The sequence below is a fragment of the Bradymonas sediminis genome, from assembly GCF_003258315.1.
In the GTDB taxonomy this organism is placed as follows: Bacteria; Myxococcota_A; Bradymonadia; order Bradymonadales; family Bradymonadaceae; genus Bradymonas; species Bradymonas sediminis.
The window spans coordinates 1,750,001-1,761,740 of record NZ_CP030032.1; the positions used below are offsets into that span (position 1 = coordinate 1,750,001).

General features: G+C 58.2%; 9 protein-coding genes (1 of these 9 only partly in view). 7 read left to right on the forward strand and 2 right to left on the reverse strand.

Annotation, left to right across the window (positions count from 1 at the left end; genetic code table 11):
* Together DN745_RS06505 and DN745_RS06510 are read right to left on the reverse strand one after the other, a co-directional pair.
* Window positions 1–1,460, reverse strand: partial view of a potassium/proton antiporter gene (locus tag DN745_RS06505; protein ID WP_111333150.1) — the 5' portion only. 28 nt of this gene lie to the left of the window's left edge; the window shows 1,460 of its 1,488 coding nt (coding positions 1–1,460); its start codon is at window positions 1,458–1,460; its stop codon lies off the left edge, out of view.
* A 213-nt stretch (window positions 1,461–1,673) separates the two neighbouring features.
* The gene (locus DN745_RS06510) at window positions 1,674–2,771 is read right to left on the reverse strand and encodes a WG repeat-containing protein (RefSeq protein ID WP_162687515.1); all 1,098 of its coding nucleotides are present in this window, start codon (window positions 2,769–2,771) and stop codon (window positions 1,674–1,676) included.
* A gap of 273 nt (window positions 2,772–3,044) precedes the next feature.
* On the opposite strand from DN745_RS06510, the gene DN745_RS06515 reads away from it, so the two are divergent.
* From DN745_RS06515 to DN745_RS06545, 7 genes are all read left to right on the forward strand, one after another.
* Entirely contained in the window at window positions 3,045–5,024 is a 1,980-nt protein-coding gene (locus tag DN745_RS06515) for a pyridoxal phosphate-dependent decarboxylase family protein (protein WP_111333154.1), read from the forward strand.
* Window positions 5,025–5,265: 241 nt separating this feature from the next.
* A complete protein-coding gene (locus DN745_RS06520) occupies window positions 5,266–5,850 on the forward strand; it encodes a hypothetical protein (protein ID WP_111333156.1) in 585 nt (194 codons plus the stop codon).
* 57 nt (window positions 5,851–5,907) lie between these two features.
* Window positions 5,908–6,219, forward strand: coding sequence for a hypothetical protein (locus DN745_RS06525; RefSeq protein ID WP_111333158.1), 312 nt, complete (start codon window positions 5,908–5,910; stop codon window positions 6,217–6,219).
* 302 nt (window positions 6,220–6,521) lie between these two features.
* On the forward strand, window positions 6,522–7,202 hold the full coding sequence (locus tag DN745_RS06530) for a hypothetical protein (protein WP_133622090.1): 681 nt from the start codon (window positions 6,522–6,524) through the stop codon (window positions 7,200–7,202).
* Window positions 7,203–7,258: 56 nt separating this feature from the next.
* Complete coding sequence (locus DN745_RS06535; protein ID WP_111333162.1) at window positions 7,259–7,567, forward strand: hypothetical protein; 309 nt, start codon at window positions 7,259–7,261, stop codon at window positions 7,565–7,567.
* 136 nt (window positions 7,568–7,703) lie between these two features.
* On the forward strand, window positions 7,704–9,953 hold the full coding sequence (locus tag DN745_RS06540; RefSeq protein ID WP_133622089.1) for a RecQ family ATP-dependent DNA helicase: 2,250 nt from the start codon (window positions 7,704–7,706) through the stop codon (window positions 9,951–9,953).
* A 135-nt stretch (window positions 9,954–10,088) separates the two neighbouring features.
* The gene (locus DN745_RS06545) at window positions 10,089–11,585 is read left to right on the forward strand and encodes a hypothetical protein (RefSeq protein ID WP_111333166.1); all 1,497 of its coding nucleotides are present in this window, start codon (window positions 10,089–10,091) and stop codon (window positions 11,583–11,585) included.
* The last annotated feature ends 155 nt before the right edge of the window (window positions 11,586–11,740 follow it).

The following is an 11,740-nucleotide window of genomic DNA, read 5'->3' on the forward strand; positions in this document are numbered from 1 at the left end:
AAGAACTCGTCAATGGTGTCGCGCAGGTTCTCGCGAAGAACGACGAAAACGTGGTCGCCGGCCTGGAGGCGAGTGTCGCCTCGGGCGGGGATGAGGTTCGTGCCTCGGGTGACCATGGCGACGACGGCTTCGGCGGGGAAGGCCAATTCGCTCAGGCTTTTATCCACGGCGCGGGTATAGCGGTCGATATCGTAGCGCACGATATCGGCGTCGACGTGGCGAAGCGAGGTGATTTCGAGGCTGATGGGAGGCTCGGGCGGTTCTTCAGTTTGAAGACCCAGCCAGGTCGCGACGGCGCTCAGGCTCCAGCCCTGAACCAGGGCCGAGATGACGACGACAAAGAAGACGACATGAAAGACGAGGCTGCTTTGGACCAGGCCAAGGAGTAGTGGGTAGGTGGCCAGGATAATCGGTACGGAGCCTTTGAGTCCGACCCAGCCGATAAAGAGCAATTCGCGGAAGCTAAAGCCAAAGGGCCACAGGAGGGTGAACACGGCGGCAGGGCGGGCGACGAAGATCAGGGTCAGGGCGATGAGGAATGCGCTCGGGGCGACGCCGGGTAAGTCGCTCGGGGTGCACAGCATGCCCAGGACCACAAACATCGTGATTTCGCCCATCCATGTCACGCCGTCGTGAAAGAGGAGCGTGCCGCGTTTGAAAACCATATCGGCGTTGCCCAGCGTGATTCCAACAATATACACGGCCAGGTAGCCGCTGCCCCCGAGGGCCACCGTCGCGCCATAGGTGCTCATCGCCCATGCTGCGATAAAGACCGGGTAGAGTCCGATTGCCGGGAGGTTCACGCGGTTTGCCAGGCGCAGGCCAATCCATCCGGAGGCAAGTCCCGCCGCCGCGCCCACGCCCATTTGCAGCACGAAGAGGCCTAAGAGTTGGGGACCCATCTCGACGTTTCCAAGCAAGACCTCGATCAACCCTACCGTCAGGAAGATGGCCATCGGGTCGTTTGATCCACTCTCAATCTTGAGCGTGGACATCAACCTTGGGTCCAGGCTTAAATTACTCGCCCGCATGATCGAGAAGACCGCACCGGCGTCGGTCGACCCGACAATCGCGCCGATGAGCATGCCTTGAAGCATGGATAGGTCGAGGGCATGCGCGGCCACGGCCCCGGTGATTCCCGCCGTGACGACGACGCCGAATGTTGCCATGAGCAACGACGGCTTCCATACCTTGCGCACGCCCGACAACGAGGTTCGCATGCCACCGTCAAAGAGAATGATGACCAGGGCGAAGGTGCCGATGCCGTGGGCGAGTGGGAAGCTGTCGAAGACGATGCCGCCCGGGCCTTCGGCGCCGGCTAGCATGCCGATGCCGAGAAACACGAGGAGCGCCGGGAGTCCGGCGCGCGCCGTAAATTTATTCGACACGATTCCCAGCAATAGGAGCAGGCCTGCGACTAAAATAATGTGGTCGATCAGGAAGATGGTTCGACTCCTCAGCGGTTATTTTGGCATTATATACGAAGGCGCGCGCGTAACGCGGCGCCCGAAATTCGCCTGCGGAGTATAGATAGATGTGCTGGAGAAAGAAAAGCATCCAGCGGCCTCAGGTGGATGGAGTTTTTGGGGAGGGGCGGCGGCACCGGGCAATGAGAACGCCCCGCGCAGTGGAAGTGCGAGGGGCGTATATTTTAACTCGGTTTCTTGGGGGGCTTAGAATCTGCCGCTCGCGACCACCTTGCCGCTGGTGTCGATATAGCCACCAAGTTGTTCATTGGTATTTATAGCCACGTAGGCAAGGCCATCTTTGAAGCAAAAGGGTGACCAGTATTTTGGCTTGAACACCATGTTGCCGCTGGTATCAATCGCACCCCAATAGTCCGCGACCTCGTCGCCTACGGCGGCGAGTCCTTCACAAAAGGAGGTGACGTAGGAATATTGTGGTTTGATTTTAAACTCGCCTTTGGGGTCAATAAAGCCCCATTTGCCTTTTATTTTTACCAGGGCAAGCTTCTCGCTGAAGCTCCTCGCGTCCTCGAATTGAGCGGGAATCGTGAACGCTCCCGTTTTATCGATATATCCCCATTTTTTCCCGATCTGCACCGCCGAATGGCCTTCGCTAAAGGGGTGAACACGGTCAAATTTGGGTTGAATCGCTAGTTCGCCCGTTTTGTCGATAAAACCCCACTTGTCGTCCTGCCTTACAGCCGCCAAACCTTCGCTGAAGTTCTCTGCTCTGTCATACGGCAGCTCAAGTACGATTTCACCCTTTTTATTTATGAAGTTCTCTTTTTTGCCGCGCGGCGAAGCCCGGACTAGGCCTTCACTGAAGTTCTTACCGACAATCCGAAGTTGGGTTGGAATGACGAGTTTTCCAGCTTTGTCGATAAATCCGTATTCTTTGCCCATGGCGATCTGAACGCGCGCGAGCCCCTCAGAGAAGTCCTCGATATGGAAAAATTTCTGCTCCGGGATAGTCACCTTGCCGCTGCGGTCAAGCAGCGCGGGTTTGCCGTCAACGTAAATGATCGCGATGCCGTCGTTAAATTCGCGCGGGTCGCCATAGTCGCCTTCGAATATAACTTTACCCTTCGCATCGATAAATGCGCCTTTAGCGCCCATCTGCAAGGGGAAGAGCGGCTCTTTAACCGCGGGAGGCGTTTCTTGCTTTTCGGGGCGTTCTTCGGCTTCTGGGGCCTGGGCACTTGGGGTTTCCGTCGGCGGTTCCTGGGTGGTGCGTTGCTTGGCGTCACAGCCGATAAGGGCGAGGAGAAGGCTCGGGAGGATGATCGTTCTGAGCGCGCGATTCATACATAGATCCGTGGCAGCAGGAAAATAAATTACAAAATAACGAGTGTGCGCGAGTCTACTGTGGAGAATGTACTGCGTCCAGTGGGTTTCAGGGGCCAGTTTAGAACTTCTATTGCGCTGTCGTTGATTTAGGCGCAGGCGAGCAAATGGACGTGCGCGACATCCGTTGGCTCCATCAGGTTGCCTCGATTGGGAAAGTATGATTTGGGTCATGAGGCGCGTCCGCGCGATGCGATACACTCAAGCCGATTCCTTCCCGCGACGAGATTAACGATGGCTGATACCGAATTCGATGCGTATTTTCTTGGCCCTTATGGTGAGAACGCCGACCTCTTCGAGGAGCTTCTTACGGATTTTATGCGCGACCATGTCTATTGGCGGCGCAATTTTCACCCGGAGAGCACGCCTCCCATTTCGACGTCTGCGCGCTATAGCCAGGAGTTTGCAGGGGTCGCGGCGCGCATGCGCCGTGAACTCTTCGCGTTGAGCGCAGATCTCAAAAAATCGGTGCCCTGGTTTAGCCCGCGATACGTGGGGCATATGTCGTCGGATCTGCTGATGTCCGGCTTGGTCGCCAATATTATGACGACGCTTTATAACCCGAATAACGTCTCGGATCAGGCCGCGCCGACCACGGTTCAAAAGGAGATCGAGGTTGGGTTTCAGCTCGCGCGGATGTTTGGTTTCGAGACCGAGACCGCGGTGCGTCCCTGTGCCTGGGGGCATCTGACGTCGGGCGGGACCGTTTCAAATTATGAGGGGCTTCGGAATCTTCAGGCGCTTAAATTCTATCCGCTCGCGCTCGCCCGGGCGCTTGAGCGCCTGGACCTTGACCTCGGCGCGCCGGGGCCGCTGAAGCGGGCGCTGCCGGAATTGTCTCAATGGGAATTGGTCAATCTGTCGGTCGACATGGTGGTCGAGCTGCGCCGGGCCTATCTGAGCGCGGCGAGTCAATTGGGACCGCAGATTCTGCATTCATTGCGAGAGGCAGTGCGCGCGGAGCGGCTCGAAACGCTGGGGTGGGTCGATTTCTTTGAGGTCCATCCTGGCCTGAAGACGCCGGTCGTGCTGGCGCCGAACACCGCGCATTATTCCTGGCCGAAGGCGATGAAATTGCTCGGCCTGGGGACCGCGAATCTTCGGCGCGTAGATGTCGACGGCGATATGCGCATGAGTGCCGGGGATCTTCAAGTTGTGCTTGATGGTTTGAAGGATGAGCGCCGGCCAGTGCTTTCGTTGGTCGCTATTCTTGGCACCACCGAATTTGGCACGATTGATCCGATAGGCGACATTGTGGCGCAGCGCGAGCGTGCGTTGGGTGCCGGTCTTTATTTTCCCATTCACGTCGACGCGGCCTGGGGCGGCTATCTTGCGAGTATTTTTCGCCAGGAGGACGGGACGCTCGTTCCCCATGAGATGCTAAAGGAACAGTTTCACTATTTTCCGAGCGATAAGGTTTATGGCGCCTTTGCGGCCCTGGGCAGCGTCGAGTCCATTACGGTCGACCCGCATAAACTCGGGTATATTCCGTACCCGGCGGGCGCCTATGTTGCCCGAAATAGTGGGATGATTGACTTTGTGACCGACAAGGCCCCCTACGCCTTTGAGGGACATCTAGAGGAGCAGGGGGATTTGCGCGAGCGGCTGCGAAATCTTGGGCAATATATCCTTGAGGGCTCAAAACCCGGGGCGTCTGCCGCCTCGGTGCATGTGTCGCATCGAGTGCTCCCTCTTCACACGGACGCGTTTGGGAAATTGCTTAAAAAAGGCGTGCGCGCGAGTGAGTATTTCTACGATGAATTGCATAAAATCGCGGATCGCCTCGGGGAGGATATCATCATCGACATTCCATTTAAGCCCGATTGTAACCTCGTCTGTCTGACATTGAATCCGGTCAAGAACCGTTCGGCGGCCGGGCTCAATCGATTCGTTCAGTCCATTTATGACCAGATGCGGGTCGACGCATCGCGCCCGATTCAGGTGCGCTCGTTTTTTGCCTCCTCGACAAGTCTTCAAGCCGGCGACCTGTCGCCCGAACAGCGCCTGACGCTCGCCGAGCAACTCGGCATTGAGCCGAAGACGTTTTGCGCGAGCCCGCGTGACCTCGAACACGACGCCTCAAGCCTACTTTTGATCCGCAATACCCTGATGAACCCCTGGCTCGACTTTGAAGATAAGGGGCTCAATTATATCGACCGATACCTGTTATTCTTAGAGGAGTTGATCCTCGCGGAACTCCAGAGCTACACGTGACGTACGGCGGGCGATTGCAGGGGGATCTGGGTGGATTTGGAGTGCTGAACTTGAGGGGCGTTGTCAATCGCGATGAATTATAAATATAATCGGCGCGTCTATTCGATATAGGCCGGTGGTCGCGAGTTAGCGATGGCCGTAGTTGCCTGATTTGAAACTTTAGCATTGGATATGAACGATGACTCGAAAAATACTCAGCAATTTGATTGTTCTCTTGGCGTTGACCGTCGTTGGTGTTCCCATGTCGCACGCTCAGGGAAAAGGGCAGGCGGAGAACGCGGCGAGCAAAGCTGATAAAGCCGAGCAAAAGGGAAAACGTGGCGAAAAGCTCGGCAAGGGTGCAAAGCTCGACAAGGTTGAGCGTGAGAAGCTCAAAGAGATGCGCAAGGAAGTCCGCGCCGAGCGCCGCGAGATGAAGAAAGCGCATAAGGTCGAGGCGAAGGGAAACGCCGTCGCCGCCAAGCAAAAGGTGCGCGAGATGCGCCGTTTGTCAGGCCAGAAGGTCAAGGGCATTGATGGGCGAGTGTTGGCGCACAAGAAGCAAAATATGCAGCTCGATAAGGAGTTGCAGAAGCATGCCAAACGCGTGGCCAAGATCAATCGGCTGAAGCAAATCTCGGAGCAAAACAAGAATGAGAAGTTGGGTGAGCGCGCCGAGATGTTGATGGCGAAGGAGACCAAGCGTCACACCCGTCGCCTGTCGAAGCTCACGAAGGTTCAGGTGAGCCCGAAGAAAGAGATGCGCATGAAGAGACGTGAGGCCATCAAGAACCGCATGGTGATTCCCAAGAGCGCCGAGTCAAAGAATATCCAGGGCGAGAAGTAAAATCGAAGCACCGCCGAGCCCCGGGACTAACCTATTGAGTTGCGTAGAAGAGAGATTATGAAAAAGAGTCTGATGAAGAAATTGTCGCTTGGCCTGGCCGCGTTGGTTTTCGCTGCGGTGGCGTGTGAGCCGCCGGCTGAAGAAGCCAGCGAGGCGACGCCGGAAGTCGCGGCAGAGGCCGTCGCCAAAGACGAGAAAGCCGAGCCCGCGCAAGCGCCCGTCGAGGCCGCGGAATTGCCTGACCAAAAACAGCGCATGGCCGAGCTTCTGAAGATGGAGCAAGAGTCGGCGAGCGCCGAGATTAACGCTGATAACGCCGATGAGATCGCGGCGCAGCTGGAGGCCGAGATTGAGGCGGATCTCGAGTAGTCCCGAGCCAGTTGCGAACCCTCTCGTTTCGACGGAGGGCTCGTTCCAGTCGATGTGTCATGACCCGGCCTAGCCGGGAGTAGGCCGCGTAATCCATAAAAAAAACGCGCACCCCTCGATGATGGGCAGCGCGGTTTTTTTTTATGGGGCGGCGGGTATGATTTGGAGGCTCGTCTTTGAGCAGAATTGTCGTTTGGATTAAATTCGCGTAAAAATACGAACGTCTCATCGATAAGGGTCAACAATTGTAAGTACGAGAACCGAAGTGGCCCGATTCAAAATCTCAGTAATGGAAATAGAAAATGACTCGAAAAATACTCAGCAGTCTGATTGTTCTTCTGGCGCTGACCGTTGTTGGTGTTCCGATGGCGCATGCCCAAGGCCAGGGGAAGGGGCAGGCGGCAAATGCGTCGAAGAACGCCGATAAGGGCGATAAGGGTGAAGAAAAAGGCAAACGCGGCCAGAAGCCGGAGAAAGCGGCGAAAGGGCAGAAAAACGCCAAAGCCGATGAGGCCAAAGAGAATAGTAGGGGTCAAAAGGGAGAGCGCGCTGAAGTGAAGGAGCAGCGCAAGGAAGAAGAAAAGGCGAAGGCAGAGGATAAGGGCAAAGAGAACAAGAATAAAGGGAAGGCCGATGAGCAGGGCGCTTCCGATGACGACAAGAAGGGCGTCGATGGCCAGGCTAAGGCTGCTCAGAAGCAGGATGAGCGCCTCGACAAGGAACTGAAAAAACATGCGAAACGCGTCGCCAAAATCAATCGCCTGAAAGAAATCTCCGAGAAAAACGGAAACGAGAAATTGGGCGAACGCGCCGATATGTTGCTTGAAAAGGAATCGGAGCGCCATAACCGACGCTTGGCTAAAATTTCGAAGGAGCAGGGGAAACCAGCCCAGGCTGAGCAGGGTAAAAAGGGCGACGAGCAGAAAAAAGGTAAGGGGAAGCCTGCCAAGGCCGAATCTAAAAAAATGAAGGGCGCGAATTAATTTTCGACCTTCGGTAAACCCTATTCCTAACTTTTGAGATGCGTAGAAGAGAAATTATGAAGAATAACCTGATTAAATCACTGTCGCTTAGTCTGCTCGTCATGCTCTTCGGCGTGATGGCGTGTGAGCCGCCTGCTGAAGATGCCGATAAAGCGACGCCCGAAGTCGCTGCTGAAGCGGCTAAAGACGAGAAAGCCGAGCCCGCTCCAGCGCCGGTCGAGGTCGCGGAATTGCCCGACCAAAAACAGCGTATGGCCGAGCTTCTGAAGATGGAGCAGGAGTCGGCGAGCGCCGAGATTGACGCTGATAACGCCGATGAGATTGCGGCGCAGCTGGAGGCCGAGATTGAGGCGGATCTCGAATAGTCCCGAGATTTGTTTGCTTTTTGCCTGACCGCACGAATCTTCGTGCCATCATTTGGGGTTGTCCGCCAGGGTTGCGGTTGGTACCGAGTTCGGTAGTTTAGTCGCGACGATAAGACCTGCACCCCAAGTGGATAAGATGAACAACCCAACGCACGCACCGCTCGCGCAGTCCCTCGAAGAAGGATTGCGCGAGCTTTTTGGTTTTGACTCGTTTCGCGAAGGCCAACGCGAGGCGATGGACGATATTATGGCGGGGCGCGACGCCCTGGTTGTGATGCCGACGGGGTCCGGCAAGAGCCTGTGCTACCAGCTCACCGCCTGCGCCAAAGAGGGGGTGACGCTGGTCATCTCACCGCTTATCGCGCTGATGAAGGACCAGGTAGACAGCCTGCAGAAGCTCGGGCTTCCGGTGACCGAGATCAACTCGTCGATGTCCTTCGACGAGCAGCAACGCCGGATTCAGGCGCTTCGAAACGGGGAGTATAAGATCGTCTACGTGGCGCCGGAGCGTTTTCGCAGCGGGTCGTTCTGTCAGGCGCTGAGCGAGGTGAATGTCTCGATGCTCGCCGTCGACGAGGCGCATTGCGTGAGTCAGTGGGGCCATGATTTCCGCCCCGATTATCTGCGCATCGCCGATATCCGCCGCCAATTTGGCTCCCCCCAAACCGTCGCGCTGACCGCGACGGCCACGCGCGCGGTGCAGCGCGATATCGTCGAGCAGCTCGACATCCCCGACGCCGATATTCGGGTGTCCGGGTTTGAGCGACCGAACCTCTTCTTCGAGGTCTTCCACGCGCGCCGAGACGCCGACAAGATGGCCCGGCTCGCCGCGCTGCTCGACTATTATGACGGGGAGTCAGTGGTCGTGTATTGCGCGACCCGAAAGCAGGTGCGCCAGGTGCAGCAGAAATTGCAGGGCGAGGGTGTGCGCGCGGCGACCTATCACGGTGGTATGGGGCTCGATGAGCGCGCGCAGGTTCAAAATGAGTGGATGGAGGGGCGGGTTCCGGTGCTGGTCGCGACCAACGCGTTCGGCATGGGCGTCGATAAGTCCGATGTGCGCGCGGTCGCCCACTATAATGTGCCGGGCAGCGTCGAGGCCTATTATCAGGAGGCGGGGCGCGCGGGGCGTGACGGAAAGCCCGCGCATTGTTTGCTGCTCTATAATTTCGCCGACAAGGGGATTCACGATTTCTTCGCGGAGAATTCCTACCCGCTGCGCACCCAGGTGCTGCGGGTCTGGCAATATCTTTGCAACCAGGCGGGCAATGCGGGTGGGGGCAACCCGGTGCTCTTCGATATCAACGCCGATAAGATCTCGCGGGACTTAGGGCGCGAAGGCCTGAAGCTGCATTCCTTTGCGGTGGAGTCGGCGCTTCGGCTGCTCCAAAGCGCCGACCACCTGTCAACGGGCGGGCCGGGGCAGGGCGTTGAGCTCCTCGACGAGGCCAAGCTCGAGGACGTGCGCGTGGATTGGGATACCGTCGAGCACCGTCGCTCGGTCGCCGAGCGTCAGTTGGCAAATATGCTCAATTACGCGTCCTCGAAGGGGTGTTTGCAGCACGAGTTGCTGACCTATTTTAATAGCGAGTCGAGCTTCGGGGCGCGATGCGGGCATTGCGCGTCGTGCTCCGGGGAGGCGGAGTACGCGGCGAATATGCCGGCTGCGTCGCAGCGTAAAGTGGCGACCGATGAGCCGGCGGATATTCTCGTCAAGAAGCTGCTGGCGGGCGTGGCGCGGGCGCGTGGCAAGCGCGGCGCGCATGCCGTGGCGGGGATGTTGCGCGGGTCGAGCGCAAAGGCGGTGTTGGACGCGGGATTCGACCAGCTTAGCACCTACGGAATTTGCAGCGCGCTGCGCCAGGACGATATCGTCTATTTGCTCGACCTCCTGACGGCCCACGGCCTGCTTGGGCGCACTGAACATGGGTGCGTGACGCTCAACGACAGCGGGGACGATGTGATGCGCGGGCGCAGTGAACTCCCAGACGCGTTGGCGCGCGACTTCGGTCGGTCGTTGGTGGCGCCGAGTTCGGCGCAGGCCCGCTCGCGCAAGCGGCGTGCGAGTCGCTCGTCGACGAGTGGGGATACCTTTGACGCGACGCTTGAGTTGATTAAGAAGGGGTATTCCGTCGCTGAAATCGCCGAAGAGCGCGGGATTAAGGACCGCACCGTCACCGGGCACCTGATCACGCTCGCCGGGCGCGGTGATACCTTCGACCTCGACGCCTATCTTAACCCGGCATACTTGAGCGAGCTGGAGACGGTGGCCGCGGATTGGGAGGTGGGCGACGCGTTGCGCCCGCTGAAGGACGAGATGCCCGAATCCTGCTCGTACGAAGACCTTAAGATTCACCTCGCTCAAATATTAATGAATCGCGCGTGACCAACGGTGATGAACTCGTTAAGGTGATGGCTCAGATGCAATTTTGGTGTAGGTAAATGTAGTAATTTATCGAATTTTGGCGTGGGTGAGATGAGTTCGGGAAGTGATTGTCGGCGAAGATCTGTTGCTTGGTTTGTGTCCATTTTCGTGGGCATCGGCGTTTTTTTGGGCGCGCCGGCAGGCGTATCCTCGCAGGAAAGGCTCGCCGAATCCGCCACGAATAAAGCGATCGCTTTTGAATTCGGCGACCCGAATCCCTGGGTTAAGAACTCGGTCTATTCGGTCTATGTTGACCCGTCGAACACTGTGGTTTGGCGCTCCGCACCTGCGGCACCGACGAAGATTGATCCGCTCAATCCCGCCATTTCGGACCTGGGCCCGAGCAACTTTTGGTACGCCGGTGGCCAGACGAACGGATGCGTGGGGCGCGCATTTCTGGCGCAGCGCCCGCTCCTGGTCTGTCCCGATACCGAGACCTACCAGCCGGGCGAGCGCGAGCGTCGCGATGGTCCCAATGGTGCGGTTTTTCTGGTCTACGATGACCTGGAAGTCGACCTGAAGCGCACGAATTCGGAGCGCGAAATCGCCGGGCGTACGACGCGCGCCTACGCGTTGACGCTCAGTTATAGCGCGCGGCGACTGGACCGGGAGGGAAACGAGGTGGGCCGCGAGGAGCTCGCCTATGCTCACCGGCTGTGGGTGGCCGAAGACCTGCCGTATTCGCCGGCCTTCACGGTGCCGTTTCGCGCGATGGGCCGGCTCTTCGTCGAAGACCAGCGCACCGGTTTAGGTGAGTATATTGTCGCGACCCTTCATCAAGCTTTGCATCAAAAGGGGCTGGTGCTCGGGGTTGAGATGCGGCGCAAAGGCGTCGAAAAACCGCTCTATTCGATGGAGGCCAAGCGTCTCGTGCGGGGCTCACGGAGGCTGGAGCAACCGGTCGATTATCCCGTAATGGAGCAGTCCGATTTTCATCGGCTTTTGTCGATGCTCGCGCTTGATGATGTCGTAAAGTCGGTGGATGAGGACGCGCCGAGTCGCTCCGATTTTTCGGCGACGATCGGCGCGCAGACCTCGGCGCCGATGCCGGGCTCGGCGGTCTACGGGAGCAATAGCAGCGGCGACTTCGCGCTGATCTTGCGCGTCCCTTCGACAAAGTGGGGAGATAAGGGCGCGAGTGAGCGCGAGTTATTTCTGCTCATCATGCGCCCCACGCACGGGCTGCCGCAGCCGGGAGACTACCAGGCTGCAAATCTCCCGAAGGATCTCGAGTTGTTGCCGGTGGCCGAGATTGAGGAGGTCTCGGAGGTCTTCACCGTCCTCGCCATGGTGCGCGAGAAGCACGCGGACCGACCTCATCCGACCATCCATGCGCTGTGGCGAGTGAAGTCGGGGGAGCTTGCCTTCGCCGGGCCGGACGAAGCGCCCCGGCCCAAGAAGCACGCAGGAAAGAGAATGCCTCCTGAGCCCAGGCCCGGGACCCTGGCGGGGCGGGTCGCGTTGACCCTGACGGGCATCACGCTCGGGGACGACGCGCGACCGGTGGAGCTGAAGATTGCGGGCGCCTTCCTGGCCGCCGAGGGGCTCGAGAATGTCGGGACGAGTAAGATTTCACAGTTGCTCCAACCCTGATATCACAACCCTGAAAACTATCGTGTGGGAGAGCGTTGTTGCGCGGTCGTCTTCGAACGTCCTGGGCGACCGGGTGAGCGGTGCGTGGTGCGTGGTGCGATGAGACCGGCCCGAGGGAATAATTGCGGGCTTGGTCTGTTATGTATGCGCAAAGG

Bases quoted from the DNA above. Each gene is read 5' to 3' on its own strand.
- DN745_RS06535 (WP_111333162.1), top strand. From the start codon at position 7,259: ATGAAGAATAACCTGATTAAATCACTGTCGCTTAGTCTGCTCGTCATG.
- DN745_RS06520 (WP_111333156.1), top strand. From the start codon at position 5,266: ATGTCGCACGCTCAGGGAAAAGGGCAGGCGGAGAACGCGGCGAGCAAA.
- DN745_RS06525 (WP_111333158.1), top strand. From the start codon at position 5,908: ATGAAAAAGAGTCTGATGAAGAAATTGTCGCTTGGCCTGGCCGCGTTG.
- DN745_RS06540 (WP_133622089.1), top strand. From the start codon at position 7,704: ATGAACAACCCAACGCACGCACCGCTCGCGCAGTCCCTCGAAGAAGGA.
- DN745_RS06530 (WP_133622090.1), top strand. From the start codon at position 6,522: ATGACTCGAAAAATACTCAGCAGTCTGATTGTTCTTCTGGCGCTGACC.
- DN745_RS06515 (WP_111333154.1), top strand. From the start codon at position 3,045: ATGGCTGATACCGAATTCGATGCGTATTTTCTTGGCCCTTATGGTGAG.
- DN745_RS06510 (WP_162687515.1), bottom strand. From the start codon at position 2,771: ATGAATCGCGCGCTCAGAACGATCATCCTCCCGAGCCTTCTCCTCGCC.